This window comes from Marinobacter sediminum, assembly GCF_023657445.1.
GTDB lineage: Bacteria > Pseudomonadota > Gammaproteobacteria > Pseudomonadales > Oleiphilaceae > Marinobacter > Marinobacter sediminum_A.
Window position 1 is genome coordinate 3,585,111 of the sequence record NZ_JAGTWY010000001.1, and the last position, 23,393, is coordinate 3,608,503.

Below are 23,393 nucleotides of genomic sequence, written 5' to 3' on the forward strand. Positions count from 1 at the left end.
CTGCTGAGCGCCAGGGCTGATTTTTGACTAGAGTTTATTACCGGGTTGGCCAGTAACGCTGCATTTCCACAAACAGGAAGGACGCGCTCCAGGTAATCAGTACAAGCCCCGTGAGGCCCTCGATACCGGTCAGGAAGCGGAGGTTTCCGAAAGCTTCAATGTCGCCGTAACCCAGGGTGGTAAAGGTGCTGAATGAAAAATAGACGCAGTCCAGAAGACTGCCGTTGAAGTTGCCGGCCAGCGCCCCCCAGCCGTCACCATGGTGCATGAAGTAGTAGGCGCAGGCGAAGATCCAGACCTGGGCTGTGTGAGCCAGGAGCACGCCGAACACGGCCAGGATCAGGCGGAAGCGGTGACTCTGGCGCATTTTGGCGGTGGCGGTGCTGAGGCGAAGCAGAACTTCATGATGGATCAGTACCACCACCGCCACAATCAGCAAATTAAGAATCACCGCATTGAGCAGACCGACATGCTCTTCAACAGACAAGTGTGCTTTACTCCGATAAAACTGACCTGGCTCGAAAGCCTGCGTGAAATTGACGCACCGGGTGCGGTTTCGAATCCGAAATTGCACCTTGATTGTATAGTAGTTTTGTTCCGTTAACCTGTTGGGTTCCATTTACCTTAGCTGGCCATGAAGTAATGTCCAAACGACTCTTTCCCCTGATTATTCTTGCACTTGGTATTCTCGGCTTCCTGGCTCTGAAAATGACCCGGCCCGAACCGGCGGAAGTCAGTGCCACGGAACGCCGCTGGCGCGTTGAAGTGCAGACCATCGAACCTGACAACCACACACCGGTGTTGCCTCTGTATGGCGAGGTGATGGCTCCGGAACAGGTCAATGTCACGGCGACACTGGCCGGTCGTATTGGGGCCCGCCCGGTCTCGGAGGGGGAGCGGGTGCAGGCGGGCGAGTTGCTGGTGGCGCTGGACGATGCGGACATCACACCGGTAGTGGCGCAGGCTGAAGCCCAGGTCGCGGACCTGCAGGCACAGCTCCGGTCTGAACAGGTACGCCATCGCAACGATCTGGCGGCGCTGAAAACAGAACAGTCAATCCGGAACAATGCCCGCCGTCAGTTGGAACGCACCGAGTCCCTGGTAAAGCGCAATCTGGCGTCCCGGGAAGATCTGGAATCTGCTACCGATGCCTTGGCACGGTCAGAACTCACGGTCAGTATCCGTCAGCGCGCCATTGATGAACATCCGTCGCGGTTGCAAAGCCTGGAGGCGCGACTGGCCCAGGCTGAGGCCAGCCTGGAAACGACAAAAAGGGACGCGGAACGGGCCCGCGTAATCGCACCTTTTGACGGCGTGGTAACCGGCGTTCAGGTAGCCCCGGGCGATCAGGTGTCCCGCAATGAGCCCCTGCTTTCCCTATACCCCGAGAAGGGCCTTGAGCTCAGGGCCCGGGTGCCGGATCTGTTCAGAGCAGAGTTGGTGGCTGCTCTGGATCGGGGCGAACGCCTTTACGCCTTCAGCGAAAACCGTCAGCACCGGTTTGAGCTGTCCCGTTTTGCCGGCATCTCGGATCCGGCCGGCACGGAAGCAATCCTGACGCTTGATGGAGAGCCGGCCGGTTTGCGACCGGGCGGCCTGCTGCCAGTGAGTCTTGAGCGTCCCGAACGGTCGCAGACGGTCGCTATTCCTTTCAGTGCCCTGTATGGTGCTAACGCCGTTTACCTGATGGACAACGATAACCGGATGGAGCGGGTGACGGTTGAACGCATCGGCGAGGCCAGGGCAGCCAACGGCGAACGTCAGCTGGTGGTCGCGGGTGAGGCACTTCAGCCTGGAACCCGGCTGATCACCACGCACCTGCCAAACGCCATGACTGGCCTGAAAGTGGAACTCGCGGCTGACGCCGGGGAGGCGAGCCAATGAGACGCAGAAAAGGCGTCATTGGTTTCTTTGTCCATCACCGGGTCGCGGCCAACCTGGTGATGCTGGTTATGCTGCTTGGCGGAGCACTGGCACTGACCCGGATGAACATCCAGTTTTTCCCTACGTTTGCCCTCGACATAGTGAGCGTCCGGGTGGTTTGGAGCGGAGCGTCGGCCGAGGATGTTGAGCAGGGTGTTACCGATCCTCTTGAGCAACGGCTGCGCAGTGTCGATGGCCTCAAGAAAATGACCTCCACCTCAGCCCAGGGTATTTCGTCCATCACTCTGGAGTTTCAGGAGGGCACCAATCCGATTCAGGCACTGGATGATGTCCGGCAACAGGTGGACGAGTTCACCAATCTTCCTGGAGACGCCGAAGAGCCCCAGGTTACCCGCGTGGAACGCTATGAACCGGTCGCCAGATTGCTGGTGTTCGGAGCTGTGGATCGCAGCGAACTCAGGGAACTGGCCTACCGCTTCGAGGACGAGCTGCTTGAGCGGGGCATCGACCGGGTGTCCATCCGTGGTTTGCCGGAGCAGCAGGTCAGTATTGATGTACCAGTGGAGCGCCTGGAAACCCTCGGCTTGTCGCTGGAGCAGATTGCTGACCGGGTTGCTTCCATCTCCCGGGATCTGCCGGCAGGGATGATGGCCCAGCAGGACGCGACCCGGGAACTGCGGGCTGTGGAACAGCGCCGGAGTCCCCAGGCCTTTGAAAACATTCCGGTGCTCAGTGGTAACCGGGTCCAGCTGCGGCTGGGCGATATAGCCATCATTCGACAGGAGGCCCGTGAGAGTCAGGTTACCCTGACCCGGGATGGTTTACCGGCGGTAGAGCTGCAGTTACAGCGAGCGGAAAACGGTAACTCTCTGGCTGCGGCAGAAGTCCTGTCGTCCTGGCTCGCGGATACCCGCCCAACCCTGCCACCCTCAATGCAGCTGGAGGTGTACGATGAAACCTGGCAGCTGCTGAATGATCGTATTTCGCTACTGGTGACCAACGGCCTGGGAGGTCTGGTGCTGGTGGTTTGCCTGCTATACCTGTTCCTGCCCGGACGTGTTGCTTTGTGGGTGGCTATCGGCATCCCCACGGCCTTCCTGGCGTCCATGGCGGTGCTGTGGGGTATCGGTGGCTCCATCAACATGATTTCCCTGTTTGCGCTGATCATGGCTCTGGGGGTGATCGTCGACGACGCTATTGTGGTGGGTGAGGATGCCGACGCCCACGCCCGGCTGGGTGAGGAATCCATATACGCCTCGGAGGGTGCGGCCAAACGCATGGTATGGCCTGTTCTGGCCTCTTCGCTGACCACGGTTGCCGCGTTCATGCCACTGCTGGTGGTTGGTGGCATCATCGGGAATATTCTGGGTGACATTCCCACAGTGATGATCTGCGTGCTGGTGGCGTCACTGCTGGAGTGTTTTATTGTGCTGCCCGCCCATCTGCGCCATGCCTTTGTGCCTCGCGGTAAAAAACAGAACAATCCGGACGTGCCGGCGAAAAAACAAAACCCGGTCGGGCGTTTGCGCAAGGGCTTTGAGCAGCGTTTTGACCGCTTTAGGGAAGGCTCGTTCCGCCGCTTTTCAATGCTTAGCCTCAATCATCGGGGAGTCACCGTGGCCGCTGCGGTTGCCCTTGCGTTGCTGGCTGTGGGGCTGCTGGCCGGAGGCCGCCTTGGTTTCAACTTTTTCCCGACGCCGGAACCCTCCGTATTCTATGCCAATGCGAGCTTTGTGGCAGGAACCGATCGGCGCACGGTCAACGGCTTTCTGGGGGAAATGCAGCGAACCCTCAACGACACGGAAGCTGCGCTTGGAGGCGACCTGATCCTGCATGCGGTGACCACCCGGGGCGCAACACTGGGTGCAGGGGGTAGCTCCCGCTCCGGTGACGAGATGGGTTCGATGATGATTGAGCTTGTTCCGTCCGATCGGCGGTCCGTGCGTAATCCTGAATTTATCAGCGAATGGCGCGACCGGCTCACGCTGCCGGCCGGGCTGGATAACCTGAGCATCTCCGAACGGCAGTCCGGCCCGCCGGGACGTGATGTCAATGTGCGACTGACCGGCGATGATGCCGAAAATCTCAAGCGCGCCGCTGATGAGCTTACCCAGGCACTGGCGACGTTGCCCGGGGTGCTGGATGTGGCAGACGATATGCCCTGGGGCCGGGAGCAGCTGATCTATCAGGTCAGCGCTTCTGGTGAGGTGCTTGGCCTGACCACGTCGGACCTTGGGCGGCAGTTGCGGGCGGCCTTTGACGGTCGTATTGCCCAGATCTATCAGGATGGCCGGGATGAAGTCGAGGTGCGGGTGCAGTTGCCCCAGGCCCAACGGGAGCGCCTGTCCACGCTGTCCCAGATGACTGTACGGGTGCCGGATGGCCGCTTTGTTCCGCTCAGCCAGGTCATGAATCTTGACCATCGGCAGGGGTTCCAGGCCCTGCGCCACGCCGATGGCAAACTGTCGGTAGAAGTGACGTCAGGGCTCAATACCAGCGTTAGCACCACCGATCAGATCCTGGCCAGCCTGCAAACAGAAGCCCTGCCGGACATCGCCAGCCGGTTTAATGTGCGTTACAGCTTTGAGGGCCGGGCCGCGGACCAGCGGGAAACCATGAACGACATGAAGACCGGCCTGATGATCGGCCTTGGCCTTATGTATGTCGTGCTGACTTGGGTGTTCGCATCCTGGAGCCTGCCTTTGATTGTCATGGCCATTATTCCTTTTGCTCTGGTCGGGGCGCTGCTGGGGCACTGGTTGATGGGGCTTCAGTTGACCATTCTGTCGCTGTTTGGCCTGTTCGGTTTGTCGGGGATTGTGGTCAATAACGCGATCATCCTCGTAGCATTCTATAACCAGCAACGGCGAAAGGGGCTCGGCATTACCGAAGCGCTGAATGAAGCCGCGGTGCAGCGGGTCCGGGCGGTTCTGCTGACATCTCTGACCACCATTGGTGGCCTGTTGCCGTTGCTCTTCGAGACCTCGTTACAGGCCCAGTTCCTGATTCCCATGGCGACGTCGATCGCATTCGGTCTGGGGTTGTCGACATTGCTCGTTTTGCTGGTGATTCCAGCGTTGTTGTCGTGGCTGGAAAATTTCCGGGAATGGTGGGCCGGGCGCCAGGGCAAGACCGCATCGCTTCTGGGTGCTGAGGAATGATTACGGGATAAGGCATGAAAGACGCGCTATTAGGCGTTCACGGGTTGAGCAAGAACTTCTACAGTGGTGCCGAGCAGATTCCGGTGTTATCGGATATCTCTCTGGCACTGGCCCGTGGCGAGTCGCTGGCGCTGATGGGCCGCTCGGGCTCTGGGAAAAGTACGCTCCTGAATCTGTTATGTGGGCTGGAGCAACCGGATGCCGGGATGATCTCGATTCTCGGCAACACCTTTGATAGCCGTCAGGCGATGGACGGCCGTTCCCGGGAACGGCGCTGGTCCGATCTGCGCAGACAACAGATTGGCGTTGTATTCCAGGAAGCTAACCTGATGCCCGCGATGTCGTTGCTGGACAACGTCCGCCTGAGGGCAAAGCTGGCGGGGCAGGACGAGTCGGGTTGTACCAGCTGGCTGGACCGTCTGGGCATCGGCAGTCTTGCCGGTCGGTACCCGGACCAGGTTTCCGGGGGGCAGCGCCAGCGTGCCGCTCTGGCCATGGTGTTTGCCATGAAGCCCGCCCTGATCCTTGCCGATGAACCCACCGGCAGTCTTGACCGGCTGACCGCTGATGAAGTCGCCAAAGAATTATTCCGGCTTCAGTCCGATAGTGGTTGCGCCCTGATTCTGGCGACGCACGACGGCGAACTGGCAGCAAGGTGCGGCCAACGGCTGGATCTTGCGCACAGGGTCTCGGTTTAGGCCCAACATGATCCTGTTACCCGCTCTGTTCAGTCATTACCGCCGTCATCCCCTGCAACTGGTGGCGCTTGCCGTGATGATTGTGGTCGCGACAATGCTGTGGACCGGAGTCAGCCACCTGACCGACCAGGCGAGGGCCAGTCTCGGTCAAAGTGAGCGGGCCGTTGAGGAACGCAGGCAGGTTGAGCGTACAGACGGCCAAGAAGTCACCGTGCAGGATTTTGTCACGCTTCGGCGGGCCGGAACCTGTGTCATGCCCTGGCTTGAGGTGGTTCGACCGGCGCCGGCGGGGCGCATGATCGGAATTGACCCGCTGGCGGCAGCCTGTTTCCAGGATGGCAGTGATGGAGTGGAGCGCTGGAACCAGCCTCTGGATGGCAAACCATTCCTGGACATAAGTGAGGCGGCAGCCATGGCCGGTTCCGCCGATGGTGTCCGCTCCGAGCTGTCCTTGCTGGTACCGGACCGGTCCGATCCTTCCTTATTTCCCCCCGGATATCGCGAAACAGCATTCTCCCTGGGGCCGGACACCGGAGAACTGGGCGATAGCTTCCTGCTCAATCTTGATGCCCTGGGATTTCTGGTCTTGCTGATTACCGCACTGCTGTTGCGCAGCGTTTATCATCTGGGGATAGCCCAGCGGCGCGATAGCTTCGTGTTGCTCCAGCGGTTTGGGGTGCAGCGGTCAATGTTAAACCGCATGCTGGTGCTGGAAATTGTCCTGCTTGCACTCGTCTGTATCGTGCCCGGTGTCTGGCTGGGCCGGTTGCTGGCCGGGACTGTGGGTGGTGGCTTCGGTCAGGCCCTGGAAGGCCTTTTTGATATCCCGCTCTATGCGGGGCAGGGTGAAACCTGGCTGATCCCGGTTCTGACGATGATGGCGGTGGTGGTCTCGGTCTGTCTTGCCGATGTTCTCAAGCTGCCGGGACAGGCACTGCTGCATCCTTCGCCCCGCCGGATTCGTATGCTGGCACTGGCGGTTCTTGTTGCTGGACTGGTTCTTGCGCTCCTTGCCAGCTCACTGGCCACTGTCTTCCTCGCGGTCGCGCTGGTTTTTGCGGGTGCCGGTATCCTGGCACCAAAAGCGATTGCCGGTGTGGCGCGCTGGCAGGCCGGGCGCCAGCAGGAACCTCTGAAACGCTGGCATTATTCGGAGCTTGGCGTCCTCGCGCGCCGACTTGTGTTGCCATTGGTGGCACTACAGTTCGCCCTGGCAATGGTGCTGGCGGTGCAGGCTCTGGTGACTGTCTTTGAAGCAACTTTTGATCAGTGGCTCTCCCAGCGTCTGGCGGCGGACTATTTCATTGAAGTGCCTGCTGGTGCTGACAACCGGCCTGCTGTCGAATGGCTTCAGGCCAGCCAGGTACTTTCGGAGACTGGCCAGTGGCATCGGGTGGTCCGTGGTGAGGCCCGCCTCGTGGCTGAATCCGGTGAGCCAGAACAAACAGTGGATATGTTTGCAGTTGCGCCGGTGAGCCCAATGCTCAGGCGGTGGACCCTGCAGAGTGCTGCCGAAAAAGCCTGGCCAGAATTCAGAGCCGGGCAGGGGCTCATGGTGAATGAACAGCTGGCTCGCCGGCATGCCTTCGCCGTTGGCGACACCCTGTCGGTGGTTGTCGCCGGTGAGCCGCTGTCTCTGCCGGTTCTGGGCGTCTATCCCGATTACGGTCGTCCGGCGGGCGAAGTGTTGCTTAACGCAGAGCAATTGCCGGATTCGTTCGTGCCATCCTTTGAAAGCTTTTCCATCAGTCCGGGCAGGGCCAGCATGGCGGAAGTCACTGCGGGCCTTAAGCAGGTCTGGAACGTGGAGCATCTAACGGTGCGTGACAACCAGCGGGTCCGTGCACTGGCTGACGCGGTGTTTGACCAGACCTTCCTGCTGACCCGGGCCATGACCTTCGTCACGTTGGTCCTGGCGGCCATCGCACTGCTTATCATGGGCTGGGTGTTCTTCTCGACCCGGGTCTGGTACTTCCAGCTGTTGGCGGTATGGGGGATGCGGCGAAGGGAGCTGGCGGGTCAGCTGGTGCGGCTGTCTGTTACTTTGACCGTCGGTATTGCCGTGCTGGCGTTACCCCTGGGGGTCTGGCTGACATGGGTTCTTGTGCATCGCATCAACCCGCTGGCCTTTGGCTGGTCCCTGCCGATGGCCGTGTATCCTGAATTCTGGCTGGAACTGGGTATGCTCAGCCTGATAGTCGGCCTGAGTATTGCTGGCTTGATGCGTCGTCAGCTTCGAAGGCCTGCATCGATGCCAACGTCTGCCAGTGGCCAGACCGGAGGTGAACGATGAGACCGCTGGGGTTGTTGCTGGTGTTTCTTGTGGTTGTTGCCGGATGCTCCGGAGAGTCGGAAGATGCCGGGTTTGCCGGTCTGGCCAGTCCAGGAAAGACCGGGCAACAGCTAGCCTTTCTGCAGCCTGGTCCGGGCGATCGAGTGCACCTCCCGGAGGACCTTGGCCCCCATCCCCGTCATCGGATCGAGTGGTGGTACCTGACTGCCAACCTTGAGACCTCCGATGGCCGCCCTCTGGGAGTACAGTGGACACAGTTCCGGCAGGCGATTCAGCCCAGAGCGGTGAGCGAGGTTCCGCCTCTCCCTTCACAGTGGCCGCTTCAGGCCGCGTGGATGGCCCATGCCGCTATCAGTCTGGATGGCCAACACCGGTTTGCCGAGAAACTGGCCCGGGGCGATGTTGGTCATGCCGGCGCCGTTGCGGAGCCGTTGCACGTGTGGCTGGACAACTGGCAGCTCCGGCAGCAGGACGCCGGCAGCTGGCGTCTGCGGGTCGAATCGTCCGACTGGTCTTATGACCTGCTGCTGCATATCAATGGCGACCCTGTAGCCCATGGTGACCACGGTTTTAGTGCCAAATCCGCCAGTGGTGAAGGCTCGATGTATTTCAGCCTGGTGGATATTGCCATTGAGGGAACGGTAACCATGCGCGGTGAGGCAGTAGCGGTGAAGGGCCGGGGCTGGTTTGACCGGGAATGGAGTAGCCAGTTTCTTAAAGCTGGCCAGCAGGGCTGGGACTGGTTTGCACTGCACCTGGATTCCGGCGACAAGCTTATGGCGTTCCAGTTGCGGAATAAAGGCGATGTCTTTCAATCGGGAACCTGGATTCCCGCAAGCGGCCCCCCAAAAATGCTGAATGCCAGTGACTTGACGCTGACGCCCCTGGCATTTAGCGGCAAGACACCAACGGGTTGGCGGCTTCAGTTACCGGACTATCAGGTTGATATCAACGTGGCGGCGCCCGCAGGCAACTACCGGAATAGCGGGTTGTATGCTTATTGGGAAAGCCCGGTCAGCGTTTCAGGCAGTCATTCAGGAGAGGGCTATATGGAGCTGACCGGCTACGATGACGACTAGGCTGTTTCAACCCAGCCCCGGCGGCTGGAGACCGGTAAACAGCTCCTGGATACCCTGGTGCCATTGTTGTCTCAGTGTGTGGAAATAGTCGCAGTGCTCTTCCACACGATCGGTAAAGCAGGGCTTGAGGCCATCCTTCCGATAGATCGCCACGTCCAGAGGCATGCCGACGGACAGATTGCTTTTCATCGTAGAGTCGAAGGAAATCAGCGCACACTGGTAAGCCCGTTCCAGGGGTGTCCGGTAGTTCACTATGCGGTCGATAATCGGCTTGCCGTATTTCGACTCGCCGATTTGGAAATACGGCGTTTCTTCTGTTGCTTCGATGAAGTTACCTTCCGGGTAGATGTTGAACAGGCGGTGTTCCTCGCCCTTGATCTGACCTCCGAGAATCATGGAGCAACTGAAATCGACCTTGTTGAGCTTGCCATCCGGATTGTCCCGTTTAATGACCTCTCGCATCGTCTGGCCAACGATTTCTGCGGTTTCGAACATGGACGTCGTATTCAAAAGATTAGCGATATCGGTGCCTGCCCGTCGCTCAAGCAGACTGATGATGCTCTGGCTGGTGGCCAGATTGCCTGCAGATAACAGCACCAGTTCACGCTCTCCGGGCTGCTCGAAGACATGCATTTTCCGAAATGTGGAAATCTGGTCAAAACCGGCGTTAGTCCGGGAATCCGATGCGAACACCAGCCCGTCGGCAAGTCGCATCGCTACGCAATAAGTCATGAAGCCCTCCTGATAAGGCTTTTGAAAACGAGCGTAGTCTAATCATAACTCCCGGTCGGGTGTGAGGGTTTATTGACGCATTTCCATGATTTTTGTTACTGAGTGCCCGTGGCCTCCGTTACCCACGCCCGAGTTTCCATATGCTCCATGCCGCCACCGCTGCGCACGCCCCGGACGGGTGCCGCATCCCGGTAATCCAGGCCTACGGCCAGCTTTATATGGCTCTCTGCCACATTCAGGGTGTTGACCACATCAAATGTGTGCCAGTTGCTGCCTATCCAGGCTTCGGCCCAGGCGTGAGTGGCGACATGGTCATCGCTGGTGGAATGAATATAGCCGCTGACATAGCGGGCCGGCACGCCAATGTGGCGGCAGCAGGCAATGAAAATATGGGTGTGGTCCTGGCATACTCCGGCGCCGAGTTTGAAGGCTTCGCTGGCGGTATTGGTGACTGTGGTGGCACCCGGCATAAAGGCAATGTGCTCACGAAGGTGCTTCATCAGGCGCACCAGGCTTCGCTTGTTGCACGAGTACTGACTGGCGAACTTCTTGAGGGCTTTGTCCGTCTCGGTCAGCGGCGTGTGCCGCAGAAACACCTGGGGCGGGAAGGGTGAGTCGTCACGGGTCAGCGGTTTACCGGTCAGGTCCACCACGCCTTCCGCCGTCAAAACAATTTCCGGGACAGCGTTATCGAGTGTCATCACGGTCACCGGGTTGCCGAAACCGTCCATCATCTGGCTGGTTTCGCCCGGCGTGCTTAGCTTCCAGTCATGAATACGCTGCTGGGGCGTGTTCCGCGGCGTCAGCCGGATGTACTGAATGCTGTTCTGAACCGGGGTTTCGTAGGTATACCGTGTCTGATGATGAATGTTGAGTCTCATTGCTTCCACCCCATATAGTCTTTCTGGATTTGCCCGGCAATACCCTGAATGCGATCCAGAAAGTCGACCAGATACTCGTTCAGTCCGCGCTCTGCTATGTAATCGCGGTCGCCGTAATGAATGTTGGCATACAAGCTGGAAGCCAGGCGGCGGGAGCGCTTCGCGTTACCACTCTCAATCTGCTCAAGCAGGCTGGCAATTTCTTTCAGACAGCCATGCAGAGAGCGGGGCACATCCGCTTCAAGGATCAGCAGTTCGGCAACATTCATGGGCTCCAGGTTGTGACCATAGGTGTTCTGATAGGCCTCGAAGGCCGCCAGGGAATGCAGAACGGCTGTCCACTCGAAGAACGACTGTGTGGCGTGCTCTTCCATGGCTCTCACGGCCATAACATGACGGATGTCGAGCACCCGTGCCGTCGTGTCCGCCCGTTCGATAAAAGTGCCGAGACGCAGGAAGTGGAAAGCATCGTTTCGCAGCAGCGTGCCGTAAGCTGCACCCCGGAACATGTGAGAGCGCTCCCGAACCCAGTCAAAAACGCTACTGGCATTGGATTCTGTTACCCCTTTCTTTTGAAGCTCCTTGAGTTCCAGCCATGCCTGGTTGATGCTCTCCCAGACATCGGCCGACAGGTTGCCGCGGACATGCAGGGCATTGTCTCTGGCATTCTGAATGATGTTGTACACACTGGCCGGATGGCGGTCATCGAGTAACAGGAAGTCAATCAGGTTTTGGGGTGTGATTTCCTCGTGGTATTCAAAGAAGATCTCCCGGGTTCCGGAGACCAGCAATGGGACCGATAACTGTTCGACCCGGTCTTCCGGTACATCAATCAGGGCCATGGTCAGACTGACATCAAGCAGTCTTGCCTGGCTTTCTGCCCGCTCCAGATAACGGGCCATCCAGAACAGGCTGGAGGCAGCGCGGCTCAGCATAAGTCATCCTCCATTACCCAGGTGTCTTTGGTGCCGCCACCCTGGGACGAATTCACCACCAGGGAGCCTTTCTTGAGAGCCACGCGGGTCAGGCCGCCCGGCACCATCTGGATCTTTTTCCCGGAAAGCACAAACGGGCGAAGGTCCAGGTGTCGGGGTGCAATGCCCTCATCCACAAAGGTCGGGCAGGTGGACAGGCTGAGAGTGGGTTGGGCAATGTAATCCTGCGGTCGGGCTTTGAGCAGGCTGCGGAAGGTGGAAAGTTCTTTCTTGCTGGCCTTGGGCCCGATCAGCATGCCATAACCGCCGGCGCCCTGGGCTTCCTTGACCACAAGCTCAGAAAGGTGATCCAGCACGTACTTCAGGTCTTTCTCTTTGCGGCATTGCCAGGTGGGGACATTTTTCAGGATGGGTTCCTCATCCAGATAAAACCGGATCATGTCCGGAACATAAGGGTAGATAGACTTGTCATCTGCGACCCCGGTGCCCATGGCGTTGGTCAGCACGACATTGCCGGTACGATAGGCGGCATAGAGTCCGGGGACACCAAGCATGGAGTCTGGGTTGCCCGCGAGAGGGTCGAGGAAATCATCGTCAATACGGCGGTAGATTACGTCCACTTGCTGCGGACCCACCGTGGTTTTCATGAAGACCTTGTTCTGGTGCACGAACAGATCGGCACCTTCCACCAGTTCCACGCCCATTTGCCGCGCCAGGAACGCATGCTCGAAATAGGCACTGTTGAAACGACCGGGGGTCAGCACCACTACCGTGGGGTCCGGCTTGAGCGAGGCGGCCCGCAGGGTTTCGCCAAGCAGGTTAGGGTAATGGTCAATGGGCGCCACCGGGGCGTGGGCAAACAGCTCCGGAAACAACCGCATCATCATTCGTCGGTTTTCCAGCATGTAGGAGACACCGCTGGGACAGCGGAGGTTGTCCTCCAGTACATAGAAATCACCGTCGTTATGGCGGATCAGGTCGATACCGGCAATATGGGAGTACAGGTTGCGGGGCAGTTTCAGGTCCTGCATTCCGGGCTGATACTGGGGATTGGCAAAGACCTGTTCGGCGCTGATGACACCGGCCCGGACGATGTCAAAACCATGGTAGATATCAAACAGGAAACGATTGAGTGCCTGCACCCTCTGGCGCAGTCCGGCCTGAAGCTTCTGCCAGTCGCTGGCGGAGATAACCCGAGGTATAAGGTCGAACGGGATGAGCCGGTCTGCCCCCTGGTCCTCACCATAAACGTTGAAGGTGATGCCCAATCGCTGGAACAGAACGTCGGCTTCTCTGCGTTTTTCAGCGATCAGGCCCTCATCCGCGTTGACCAACCATTCCTCAAGCATCTTGTAATGGGGGCGTACCCGGTTGTCCTGATCGAACAACTCGTCATACAGGCCTTCGCCTGGTGTCTGAATCAGCATGATTCTGCTCGTCTCCCTTGACCGTGCCAGTGGATTTGGCACCTATGGAAGTATCAGGCAGCAAAAGACGGGCCAGTCGGTGTCAGATCGCTATTATTGGGTTCTTTAAGAAAAGGCGACGGCCGGGTATCTGTCAATTAGGGTCGGGTAAAATAAAACAGGCGGCCAGATGGCCGCCTGTGAAAGCAGGAAAAAAAGATGTTTATTCGACCGCGGTTGCGCCAATGCGGTGGACGCTGACGTCTGCACCGTTGAACTCTTCTTCCTCGGTCAGGCGCAGGCCGGAGATGGCACTGATTGCCCCATAGACCACCAGGCCGCCGCCAAAGGCCACGATCACGCCTGCAACGGCTCCGATGATCTGTGACATCAGGCTCACACCGCCGAGACCGCCCAGGGCTTCCTGGCCAAAGATGCCGCAGGCAATCGCGCCCCAGACACCACAAACACCGTGCAGAGGCCAGACACCCAGAACGTCGTCCAGACGTTCGATCTTGTCCTGGGCCCATTCGAAGAGGTAGACAAAGATAGCGCCGGCTACCGCTCCGGTAATGAGCGCACCAACAGGGTGCATAAGATCGGAGCCTGCGCACACAGCGACCAGGCCGGCAAGCGGTCCGTTGTGAATAAAGCCGGGATCTTTCTTGCCCAGCACCATGGCCACGAGAATACCGCCAACCATGGCCATCAGGCTGTTCACAGCCACAAGGCCACTGATGCCATCAAGGGTTTGCGCAGACATAACGTTAAAACCAAACCAGCCAACGGTCAGGATCCAGGCGCCGAGCGCCAGGAAAGGAATGTTCGACGGGGCAAAGGCCACCACGCGGCCATTGCGATAGCGGCCGTTGCGGGCACCGAGCAGCAGGATAGCTGCCAGTGCGACCCAGCCACCCACGGCGTGCACTACAACAGAGCCGGCGAAGTCGTGGAATGCTGCACCAAACTGGTTCTCCAGCCAGCCCTGGAAGCCATAGTTACCGTTCCAAATCAGCCCTTCGAAGAACGGGTAAACCAGCGCGACAATCAGGCCGGAAGCGATCAGCATGGGATAGAACTTGGCACGTTCGGCAACACCGCCTGAGACGATGGCCGGGATTGCGGCGGCAAAGGTCATCAGGAAGAAGAACTTAACCAGCTCGTAACCATTGCCGGCCGTCAGTTCGGCGGCTCCGGTCATGAAGTGGCTGCCGTAGGCGACGTAGTAACCGACAAAGAAATACAGCACTGCGGATACGCCGAAGTCGGTCATGATTTTAACCAGGGCGTTGACCTGGTTTTTGTGTCGGACCGTGCCCACTTCCAGGAAGGCAAAGCCGGCGTGCATGGCCAGTACCATGATGGCACCGATAAGAATAAACAGCGTGTTGGCGCTTTCGGTCAGGGTGTGTACTGCACTCGTGATGTCCACGGGTTATCTCTCCTGATGTTGTGTTTATCAGCCTCTGCCGGGCTGTCTGTGCATTGGTAGGGTGCACTTTAAGCAATAGATGTTCCAAAATAATGCAAATCATTAGGGGGTAGGGGGTTGGCAGGATGTCAGGTCCTGGCAGTGAGGAGGTTTGCCTTGTTTACGCACTGAAGAAGTGCGTTTTCCGTCGGCGTGCACTGAATTGGTCTTCGGGAGGGCATTGGCTATTACCAGTTAATCTTACTGGTCGGCGCATCATCGGACTCGATTCCGATGACTGTTTCCTGATTCAGGGATTCCGACTCAATGAGTTCTTTCAGCTCAATTTCCTGTTCCTGCAGGGGGCCGGAAAGGTCAACGATGATTTCCACGCGGCGGTTCTTTGCCCGGTTTTCAGCGGATGTGTTGGCAACCCTGGGTTCCGTATCGGCAAGACCCTTGACCGCCAGGCGTGTGGGAGTGATATCTCCGGTGGCCAGCAGCACATTGGCTACGGCGGCAGAACGTGCCGCAGAGAGATCCCAGTTGCTGTAAAAGCGTGAGGTGCGGATAGGAACGTCGTCGGTGTGCCCCTCAACCGTCAGCTTACCGGGAATGTTGGCCAGGACACTGGCCATCTCCAGCAGGAGTCCCTCGAACTCCCAGGTGAGTTCCGCCGACCCTGACGGGAAAGAGCCCTTTTCTTCAACGCGGATAACGATACGGTGCTTGCCCTGGGTCACAGCGATCCTGCCATCACGGATCGCGTCGTCCAGCACCGCCATGATTTCTTCGGCGCTCTGATCCATGGTTTCCTGCTTGGCCGATTCCACCGCCCGTTCGGTTGGACTTTTGAACGTCTGGAGTTCCGGCTGCTGGTCTGTGGTGATCTGCTTGACCTCATTGACCACCGTGGGCTCTGGTGGTGCCGGTGAGAACTTGTCGAAAACGGGGCTCGTGCCTTCGGGAATTTCCAGCGCCGGCACTTCGCGCTGAACACCAAACGCCTTGGAGAGCTCGCCCGCAATCTGCTTGAACTTCTGGGCATCGATCTCCGAGAACGACAGCAGGAGAACAAAAAAGCACATCAGCAATGACATCAAGTCGGCGAATGTCACGACCCAGGCGGGGATCCCCGGCTTTTCCTCTTCGGGCAATTCGTCCATCGGCTATCCGCCCGCAGCTTCTGGTTCTCCTGCCTTGTTCCGTTCTTTCGGATGCAGATAGCTGGAGAGAAGCTGTTCGATGACTCTGGGGTTGGTACCTTCCTGAATTGCCACCAGCGCATCAGTGTAGAGCGACTGCATACGGGCCTCTTCGGTCATCCGAAGTGACAGTTTGTCCGCGATCGGCGAGGCGACCATAGTGGCCAGCATGGCGCCGTAAAGTGTTGTCAGCAGGGCAACGGCCATGGCGGGCCCAATGGATTTTGGATCTTCCATGTTGGATAGCATCTGGACCAGGCCGATCAGTGTACCGATCATGCCCATGGCCGGGGCGACATCGGCCAGCGCAGTAAACACCTTGGCGCCCGAGCGGTTGTGTTCCAGCGTCATCAACCGTTCCTTGCTGAGTAGCTGTTTGATGGTTTCGCCATTCTGACCATCTACCAGCATCTGTACGCCCTGACTGAGAAAGGGTGAGCCAACCTCCCTGCCTTCGAGACCCAGGGGGCCCTCCTTACGGGCAATCTGGGCAACTTCTACCAGTTCCTCAATGGCGGCACGGGTTTCGGGAAGTTTGAACTTGAAGGCGCGGATGGCCGCACCAAAGGCACCGAAAAACTGGGCAAAACTGAACTTGGCCAGCACCACCAGTGCGCTGCCCCCGATGACAATCAGAAGTGACGGACCATTGACGAACACATCCGGCGACACGCCGAGGATTACCGCTGAAGCGATCAGTACGATGGCCCCTACGAGGCCGATCAGGGTAGCGAAATCCACGTTTGCTCCGGAGGCAGATGCTTGTTTGATGGTCGAAAAGTGAGACTACCGGTAGTTCAGTATTCAATCAATTGGATTGGGTCGATGGTCTGTGATCTTCCTCTTGTTCTTTCCATGCAGCATAACGATGCAGGTCCGACTCAACCATTTTCAGGCAGAAAGCGACAACCCCGGCATCGTCCAGAAAGCCGAAGCCCAGAATGATATCGGGAATGACGTCGAGAGGATTCAGAACGTATAGCAGGGCACCGGCGACGGCGGCGATGGTTTTCCAGGGCACGCTGCGATAGTTGCCATACCAGTAGTCCCGAATCATTGAGAACATCAAGTGGATGTCTGCACTAAAGCGCTTGAGCTTGCCACTATTTTTCACTTTGTCTTCAATGGCTCGCTGCCGGTCCAGCAGTTTTTCAAGGTCTGCGCTATGGACGTTATCCGCCTCAGACTTCAGTTGATCTTCGGCATTTTTCTGGCTGAACAGTGCCATGAAATGTCGTCCTTTACGCTGATGGGAATGTGAGCCTGTATGATCGCTCAAGCCAGTTGGTATTGCCAACCGTTGCACCGTTAACGGGGCTTGTATTGGGTTGGGCAATACCCTCGCTCGACACCGGCGGGTCTCAGCATACGGTGTTTTGTCTTCCTTCCTGTGACCCGTTTCCGCCATAACCTGAAGCTCGACGGCTTCAGCTCCCGGCGCATCAGGCGAATGACTTCCTGCTCTTTCAAGCCATACAGGGTTTCGATGGCCTCGAAAGGGGTCCTGTCTTCCCAGGCCATTTCAATAAGCCTGGAAAGATCAGCCTGTTGATCTTCAAATGACATCGGACTGCTCCCGGTTTCAGTAACACCAAAGCAATACGTCAGTCCGCCGGCTTCGTCTCATGATCCGTGATGTTACTGGTACCGATCTCTCAGTGCCCGGGGAATCTGTGACAGTTGTTTCTCGATCAGTGCCGTCATGGCTGTCTGTATTGGCATGGCATCAAGACCGGGCTCCTGGTTTTTCAGGAGATAGTGGACTGCTTCTGCCGTTGAAAGGTGGTGCTCACCCGGGGCCTTGCGAATGATGTATCGGGAGGCCGGAGGGCAGGCGAAGTGGAATCGCGGCAATTCGCCAATCGTGGGATTGAGGTGTAGAAGTTTCGCGGCCTTTCGCCAGGTTCCGTCCAGAACAATCCAGTGATTAATCTGGCTCAGGTCTGTCGCTTCGACCGGTTGACTGTCGGGGCCCGGAAACAGAACAGCGGTGGTGTCCGGGCAAAGCTCGCCGGTGAAACCGGACTGGCGGAAATCCTCCGGCGTTTCACCAACGAAAACACGGAGGTTACCCAGGCACTGTTGCAGAATCCGAAGCGTTCCCTTGCTTCGCCCAACCTCGGATGGATGCTGCAGTACCGTCAGTGATGTCCTGTTTTGCACGGCGCCGCAGTATCCGCATACACAGATATTCGGGTGCAGGCCGCAATGTTCGCAGCAGGGTCGTGGCATGGCTATCCGACAAAAATACGCTTGGCCAGCCCTGCGCCGCGCCAGCCCCGTATGGCCAGGGTTGCCACCAGGCCCCCGATCATCGCGCCCACCACACCACAGGTCAGAACGTCCTGCCCGGTCAGAAAGAGTCCGGGAATGTCGGTTTTCGGTTTCAGCCAGTCCTGCTCGAAACGTTCCGGGGTATGATCGAGCCCGTAGAGCTCACCCCGTCCATACCGACAGAACCAGGCCGTGGAAAGCGGAGTGGAAGTTTCTACATAGTCGACCTTGCCGCGCAATTGGGGCAGCTTTTCGTACATTACCTCAAGAATCTGATGGGTAATGCGCTCCTTCATCGCGTCATAGTCTTCACCACGTTTGCCCCAGGTGGTGTTTTCCCAGGGCTCGAACATCTCCCAGGTGGTGGGGGCGACGATCTCGATGGTTGAGGTACCCGGCCATCGGTTCTGGTAATCCGGGTCCTTGGCGGCCGGGAACGAGATATAGACGACCGGGAATTGGCTGTGTTCGGGATCCTTCAGGAACCGTTGGACATTGCCGTCGTGGTCAGCGCTGGGGTAGATCCAGAAGTTGGTGCGGGGAAGACCAAGCTGTTCCGGGGTGCCTTTAAGACCGATATAGAGCCCGATGTGTGGCATGGACGGTGTTATGTGCTCGCGCTTGCCCGGGTAACCGGCCTTTGCCGCAGTATCCTCCGGCAGCAGCTTTTCAAAGGTATTGATGATCCCGGCATTGCTGATAACCATCGGCGCGCGGATTTCTTCGCCATCGGCCATGCGAACGCCGGAGGCCTTGCCTTTCTCGATCAGGATATCAGTGACATCGGCATAGGTATAAACGTCACCGCCAGGTTCCTGAATCACCGGGATGATGTTTTTGGCAATCTCGGATGCACCGCCCACCGGGTAAAAGCCGCCGTAAAGGTAATGCTTGGCGATCAGTGCATGAACCATAAAGCTGGACTGTTTCGGGGTGACCCCGCAATCGCCCCATTGGCCGGCGATAGCGCCAATGAGCTCCTCGTTGTCTGTCAGCTCCCTGAGGACCTCCCAGGTGGTCTTGTTGAAGCAGTCTGGCAGGGCAACATCCAGCCCTTTGTGCACCACGGGGCTGAGGATTCCAGGGGTGAGTTTCGACAGTGTGTACCATTGCATGCCATCGGCTACTTTCCCAAGCAGCTTCACATAGCGGTCGATGGCGTCCTGTTCATCGGGGAAAGCGCTCAGTAATGAGTGCTTTAAACCTTCCTTGCCGGCGCGAAGGTTAACCACCTTGTCACCCAGGAAAAAACGGTCGTAGTTCTCATCCATGGGTGCCCATTTCAGTTTGCCGTCGGTGATGTAATCAAACAGCCGACGGCCGAGGGTACGGGATGAACCCATATCACCGATGTAATGCACGCCCACGTCCCACTCATAGCCGTTGCGGGCGTAACTGTGGGTATAGCCGCCGGCGGTGTAATGCTGTTCCAGCACGAGTACCTTCTTGCCGGCTTTGGCGAGACAGGCGGCTGTTGTCAGCCCACCAATACCGGATCCGATCACGATGGCATCATAAGGCCCCTTGAGCCGGTTTGCCCGGTAACGGGTGCCGATGCGAATGGTGCTCGGCTTTAACTTGTTTCTAGGCTTCTCTTTCGATCCGCTGTCTACCACCATGCTTTACCCCACATTTCAGGATTGGCCCAGTTGTCAGGGTTGTTCCAGGCCCGTTTATGGTTGTAAGTATCCAGATTGTAGGTGTAGAGCGTAAGTGCACCGTTACCACTTTCAAGTTCTGCGTGGCGCCGGAAACCCAGACCGATGAAATCGGTAAAGGCCCAATCCGGGGCCTCACCAACCAGAACGGCAATCTGATGCGTGCCGTAATTGCGCAATTGCCCGAGCAATAATGCGCCTTCATCATGGGGCAGGTGTTCCAGAGTGTCGGAAATCAGAGCCAGGTCATGCACGGTGTCCAGGTTTAACGTGGCATTGGGGTCGGAGGTATCGAGTGTCCTGACGCGTGAAGTCTCCTGGTGTCGCTGCCATAGCTCAGCGACCTCTCCCGCTACCGAGCCACAGCACAGCAACGTTTCAGGCTGTGTGGTGTCGATGATGCGCGCGAGGGTTTCTCTCGGTGTGCCGGTGTCTTCTCTGGATGCTGTCATGAAATAGGCCAGTCCGCTGCGTCCACTGTGTGTAATCCCACTGGCTGGTCGGCGTGGCCTCCCCAGCGGTCCACGAAGGTGCCGAGAGGGTCGTACTGTTTGGCCTGCTTCTCCAGATTGAACTGTCTCAACCCGCGGGGATCAGCACCTACGCCAGCCAGGTATTGCCAGTTGCCGTAGTTGCTAGCTACATCATAGTCGATCAGTTGCTCTTCAAACCATGCTGCACCGTATCGCCAGTCCAGTTCCAGCTCGTTTACAAAAATGCTGGCGGCGAGCTGGCGGGCCCTGTTGCTCATGTAGCCGGTTTCACGAAGCTGATTCATCGCAGCATTAACCAGCGGATACTCGGTATTGCCATGGCACCAGGCCTTGAACCGGTGCCCGTAAAAAGTGACAGGGCGACGCTTTCGCTGTACACCGTCGCGGCGGAAAAGGTCGGCGCCGTGTTTAAGGGCGTACCAGTAAAAGTATTCCCGCCAGAGCAGTTCGAACCATAGCCAGTAAGTGGAGTCGTTTTTGGTTTCGCTGTGTTCGTATTCTGCGATGGTTTCCGCCACCTCCCGAACCGACAGCGAGCCGTTTGCCAGCCATGGTGAGAACCTGGAGGAAGCGTCCCAGGTGTCGAGCGCGTTGCGGGTTTCCTTGTAATTGTCGATGGCGTGTCTGACGAACAGAAATTCCCGAAGCTGTTGCTGTCCCGCCTCTTCGCCCCCTGTAAACAGAAGGGGATGCAGGGGTTCGGCAATGGCCGGGCAGTCACCCCGGTTGTCTTCCGGAAAACCCGGTGGTGGCGGCAAGGCTGTCAGAGTGCGTATGCGTAATCGCTCGGAACAGCGCTCGCCGGTTTTTTCCACCTGTTTGCGGAACTGGGAAAAGGTATCCGGCAGGTCCTGCAAATCCATTGGCAGGGAACCCTCGGTGAACATACTGAGAGTTTCGAACTGCTGGAACAGGGTGCCCGGCACCCCGTCCTTGATCGCCTGCCACTGACGTGCTTCCGTGGTGCCTGGTTGCCGCGATCGGATCACCCGTTCGATTCGGTGGGAATGCACCAACTCTGGAATCACCCTTTCCGGTTCGCCATAGGCGATATGAAGCCTTTGCCCCAGCGGCCTCAGGCTGCGCTCCAGTGCCATCAGACTCTGCCAGAGAAAACGCCAGCGATGATCGCCCATGGCTTTACTTTGCAGCGGGCCGGACTGGAACCAGCGCGTATCCACCACATACACGCACAGCAGCATGTCGGATTTCGAGGCGGCAAGCAGGGCCGCGTTATCGTGTAGTCGAAGATCGCGGGTAAACCAGTAGAGGGTGCGCAAGTCGATGCGTTCCTTTTCAGTCAACGAATGCTGAAGTGTACGTGCTTGGCTTTCCAAAAGATTGTTGCGGCAGAAAAGGAAGTATCGGGCCGGGAAAGCCCGATACTTCGGGTGGCGGAACGGCCTCAGGTTCTGAGGCGGCCAAATTCCTGGAACCGGAAGTTCCGTATCAGACGCTGGCTTCGAGTTCTTTCAGTGTCGGATAGTCGGTATACCCCTGTTCATCGCCACCGTAGAAGGTGCTGTCATCCCATTTGTTCAGAGGCGCATTCTGGCGGAATCGTTCCGGCAGATCCGGGTTGGCGATAAACGGACGACCGAAGGTCACCAGGTCGCAGCGGTTTTTGCTGATACGCTCGCGAGCCTCCTCGGCGGTGTAGGCACCGTTGGCAATGTAAGTGCCTTTGTAAACGTTACGGATGGCATCAATGATTTCTTCCGGCCGACCATTGGCATGATTGCCCTGGAATGAATCTTCAACCACTTCCAGATAGGCAATTCCCAGATCGTTCAGGTGTCTTGCGAAGGTGCCAAAGGTTTCAATCGGGTTTTCGTCGTACATGGCGTTGAAGCTGCCAGTTGGGCCAATCCGTACGCCCACCTTGTCTTTGCCCCACACATCAATGACGGCCTGAATCACCATCAGAGGCAGGCGTAGACGGTTTTCCAAAGAACCGCCGTACTCATCGGTGCGGTGGTTGCTGCCGCTCTTGAGGAACTGGTCCAGCAGGTAGCCATTGGCGGCGTGAACTTCAACGCCGTCAAACCCGGCTTCCCTGGCGTTCAGTGCCCCCTGGCGATACTGCTCGACGATACCGGCCATTTCCTCGGTTTCGAGTGCCCGGGGCTCCGGGACATCTATCATCCCGGAGTCGGCACTGATAAAAGTCTTGGCACCTTCCGGCTTGATGGCCGAGGGTGCGACAGGCTGGCTGCCGTTTGGCTGCAGTTCGGGATGGGAAATACGGCCTACGTGCCATAGCTGCATGTGGATACGGCCGCCGGCCATGTGTACCGCGCCGGTGACCTTTTTCCAGCCTTCAATCTGTTCCCGGGAGTGGATGCCCGGTGTGAAAGCATAGCCCTTGCCCTGAGGCGAGACCTGAGTTGCCTCACTGAAAATCAGGCCCGCACTGGCCCGTTGCTGATAGTAGTACGCATTCATGTCGTTCGGGATATCCCCGGGCTGGCTTGAGCGCGCTCGGGTCAGGGGAGACATCAGTACCCGGTTGGGCAGGATAAGGTCGCCCATCGAGTATGGTTGAAACAGTGGGTCGTTCTGCTGTTGGTTGCTCATGGAGCTTGCTCCTTTCGGATTAACTGTTTGTAATTAGACCAGTCTACTAGCCGGATGGCGAAAAAAATCTAGTTGATGTTAAGGCACTGTTTGAAAAACACGCGTACGAACCGGTCCATGGGTTCGGTGGATTTCAGTACCTTGGACCTGAGGATCGCGCCCTCCCAGCCGGACAACAGAAAGCTGGCCGCATCCGAAGCATCAATATCAGCCTTGATTTCACCGTCTGCCTGGGCTTCGACAATACAGCGCTCGAAGCGTTTTTCCCAGCCGGAAAAAACCTTGTCGAGTCGGGTGCGGAACATCTCATTTTGACCCGCCAACTCCTGGCCGAGGTTACCAATCAGGCATCCGCGGGTGTAGTCGCACGTGGTCATGGTTTCAAGGCCGGTATCGAAGTAAGCGCGGAGACGGTCGGCACAGGCACGGCTGCGGTCATTGAGAATCCCGTCAAGTTTCGCATCATACTCTTCGGCAAACGTGTCGATGACGGCGAGGCCGAAATCATTCTTGCTGCTAAAGTAATGATAGAACGACCCCTTGGGCACACCAGCTGCGGTCAGGATTCCATTGATGCCGGTTGCACCAAAGCCCTTATGGCCGATGAGGTCAGCGCCTGTCTGAATGATGTGGTTACGCGTGTCGTTCGTCGTCATGGTTGCCAGATTAGACCGGTCGTCTAGAATGAGTCAAACTCGCAGCATT

General features: G+C 57.9%; 21 protein-coding genes. 5 read left to right on the forward strand and 16 right to left on the reverse strand.

Annotated elements, in window-relative coordinates; all coding sequences use genetic code 11:
- Window positions 1–37: 37 nt before the first annotated feature.
- Entirely contained in the window at window positions 38–487 is a 450-nt protein-coding gene (locus KFJ24_RS16740; RefSeq protein ID WP_250832267.1) for a potassium channel family protein, read from the reverse strand.
- Between the two features lie 155 nt (window positions 488–642).
- Here KFJ24_RS16740 and KFJ24_RS16745 point away from each other — a divergent pair, with 155 nt between their 5' ends.
- Genes KFJ24_RS16745 through KFJ24_RS16765 form a run of 5 tightly spaced genes read left to right on the forward strand, consistent with a single transcriptional unit; the run spans window position 643 to window position 9,115 of the window.
- Window positions 643–1,884, forward strand: coding sequence for an efflux RND transporter periplasmic adaptor subunit (locus KFJ24_RS16745; RefSeq protein WP_250832268.1), 1,242 nt, complete (start codon window positions 643–645; stop codon window positions 1,882–1,884).
- Window positions 1,881–5,045, forward strand: a complete 3,165-nt coding sequence (locus tag KFJ24_RS16750; RefSeq protein ID WP_250832269.1) for an efflux RND transporter permease subunit — start codon at window positions 1,881–1,883, stop codon at window positions 5,043–5,045. The genes KFJ24_RS16745 and KFJ24_RS16750 overlap by 4 nt, the downstream gene beginning before the upstream one ends.
- Before the next feature lie 14 nt (window positions 5,046–5,059).
- Entirely contained in the window at window positions 5,060–5,743 is a 684-nt protein-coding gene (locus KFJ24_RS16755; RefSeq protein WP_250832270.1) for an ABC transporter ATP-binding protein, read from the forward strand.
- Between the two features lie 7 nt (window positions 5,744–5,750).
- Window positions 5,751–8,036, forward strand: coding sequence for an FtsX-like permease family protein (locus tag KFJ24_RS16760; RefSeq protein ID WP_250832271.1), 2,286 nt, complete (start codon window positions 5,751–5,753; stop codon window positions 8,034–8,036).
- Window positions 8,033–9,115, forward strand: a complete 1,083-nt coding sequence (locus KFJ24_RS16765; RefSeq protein WP_250832272.1) for a lipocalin-like domain-containing protein — start codon at window positions 8,033–8,035, stop codon at window positions 9,113–9,115. The genes KFJ24_RS16760 and KFJ24_RS16765 overlap by 4 nt, the downstream gene beginning before the upstream one ends.
- A 6-nt stretch (window positions 9,116–9,121) precedes the next feature.
- Here the strand turns inward: KFJ24_RS16765 and KFJ24_RS16770 are convergent, their stop codons facing one another.
- From KFJ24_RS16770 to KFJ24_RS16840, 15 genes are all read right to left on the reverse strand, one after another.
- Window positions 9,122–9,847: a proteasome-type protease gene (locus tag KFJ24_RS16770; RefSeq protein WP_250832273.1), complete on the reverse strand. Its 726-nt coding sequence runs from the start codon at window positions 9,845–9,847 to the stop codon at window positions 9,122–9,124.
- Window positions 9,848–9,942: 95 nt separating this feature from the next.
- Window positions 9,943–10,728 carry a transglutaminase family protein gene (locus tag KFJ24_RS16775; protein WP_250832274.1) on the reverse strand — a complete coding sequence of 262 codons (786 nt, stop codon included), beginning with the start codon at window positions 10,726–10,728 and terminating at the stop codon, window positions 9,943–9,945.
- Window positions 10,725–11,663 (reverse strand): alpha-E domain-containing protein, encoded by a 939-nt coding sequence (locus tag KFJ24_RS16780; RefSeq protein ID WP_250832275.1) that lies wholly within the window; start codon window positions 11,661–11,663, stop codon window positions 10,725–10,727. Before KFJ24_RS16780 ends, KFJ24_RS16775 begins: the two co-directional genes overlap by 4 nt.
- The gene (locus KFJ24_RS16785) at window positions 11,657–13,090 is read right to left on the reverse strand and encodes a circularly permuted type 2 ATP-grasp protein (protein WP_250832276.1); all 1,434 of its coding nucleotides are present in this window, start codon (window positions 13,088–13,090) and stop codon (window positions 11,657–11,659) included. The genes KFJ24_RS16780 and KFJ24_RS16785 overlap by 7 nt, the downstream gene beginning before the upstream one ends.
- A gap of 202 nt (window positions 13,091–13,292) precedes the next feature.
- Window positions 13,293–14,501 (reverse strand): ammonium transporter, encoded by a 1,209-nt coding sequence (locus KFJ24_RS16790; protein WP_250832277.1) that lies wholly within the window; start codon window positions 14,499–14,501, stop codon window positions 13,293–13,295.
- Between the two features lie 227 nt (window positions 14,502–14,728).
- Window positions 14,729–15,646, reverse strand: a complete 918-nt coding sequence (locus KFJ24_RS16795) for a flagellar motor protein MotB (RefSeq protein WP_250832278.1) — start codon at window positions 15,644–15,646, stop codon at window positions 14,729–14,731.
- 3 nt (window positions 15,647–15,649) lie between these two features.
- The gene (locus KFJ24_RS16800; protein WP_250832279.1) at window positions 15,650–16,426 is read right to left on the reverse strand and encodes a MotA/TolQ/ExbB proton channel family protein; all 777 of its coding nucleotides are present in this window, start codon (window positions 16,424–16,426) and stop codon (window positions 15,650–15,652) included.
- A 67-nt stretch (window positions 16,427–16,493) separates the two neighbouring features.
- Window positions 16,494–16,913 (reverse strand): YkvA family protein, encoded by a 420-nt coding sequence (locus KFJ24_RS16805; RefSeq protein WP_250832280.1) that lies wholly within the window; start codon window positions 16,911–16,913, stop codon window positions 16,494–16,496.
- 80 nt (window positions 16,914–16,993) lie between these two features.
- The gene (locus tag KFJ24_RS16810) at window positions 16,994–17,251 is read right to left on the reverse strand and encodes a TIGR03643 family protein (protein ID WP_284709203.1); all 258 of its coding nucleotides are present in this window, start codon (window positions 17,249–17,251) and stop codon (window positions 16,994–16,996) included.
- 72 nt (window positions 17,252–17,323) lie between these two features.
- On the reverse strand, window positions 17,324–17,917 hold the full coding sequence (locus tag KFJ24_RS16815) for a tRNA-uridine aminocarboxypropyltransferase (protein WP_250832281.1): 594 nt from the start codon (window positions 17,915–17,917) through the stop codon (window positions 17,324–17,326).
- A gap of 2 nt (window positions 17,918–17,919) precedes the next feature.
- Window positions 17,920–19,578: a phytoene desaturase family protein gene (locus KFJ24_RS16820; protein WP_250832282.1), complete on the reverse strand. Its 1,659-nt coding sequence runs from the start codon at window positions 19,576–19,578 to the stop codon at window positions 17,920–17,922.
- Window positions 19,569–20,069 carry a DUF6231 family protein gene (locus KFJ24_RS16825; RefSeq protein WP_250832283.1) on the reverse strand — a complete coding sequence of 167 codons (501 nt, stop codon included), beginning with the start codon at window positions 20,067–20,069 and terminating at the stop codon, window positions 19,569–19,571. The genes KFJ24_RS16820 and KFJ24_RS16825 overlap by 10 nt, the downstream gene beginning before the upstream one ends.
- Window positions 20,066–21,391, reverse strand: coding sequence for a DASH family cryptochrome (locus KFJ24_RS16830; RefSeq protein WP_250832284.1), 1,326 nt, complete (start codon window positions 21,389–21,391; stop codon window positions 20,066–20,068). Before KFJ24_RS16830 ends, KFJ24_RS16825 begins: the two co-directional genes overlap by 4 nt.
- A gap of 169 nt (window positions 21,392–21,560) precedes the next feature.
- Window positions 21,561–22,688: an alkene reductase gene (locus KFJ24_RS16835; RefSeq protein ID WP_250832285.1), complete on the reverse strand. Its 1,128-nt coding sequence runs from the start codon at window positions 22,686–22,688 to the stop codon at window positions 21,561–21,563.
- Between the two features lie 68 nt (window positions 22,689–22,756).
- Window positions 22,757–23,344 (reverse strand): TetR/AcrR family transcriptional regulator, encoded by a 588-nt coding sequence (locus KFJ24_RS16840; RefSeq protein ID WP_250832286.1) that lies wholly within the window; start codon window positions 23,342–23,344, stop codon window positions 22,757–22,759.
- Between the last annotated feature and the right edge of the window lie 49 nt (window positions 23,345–23,393).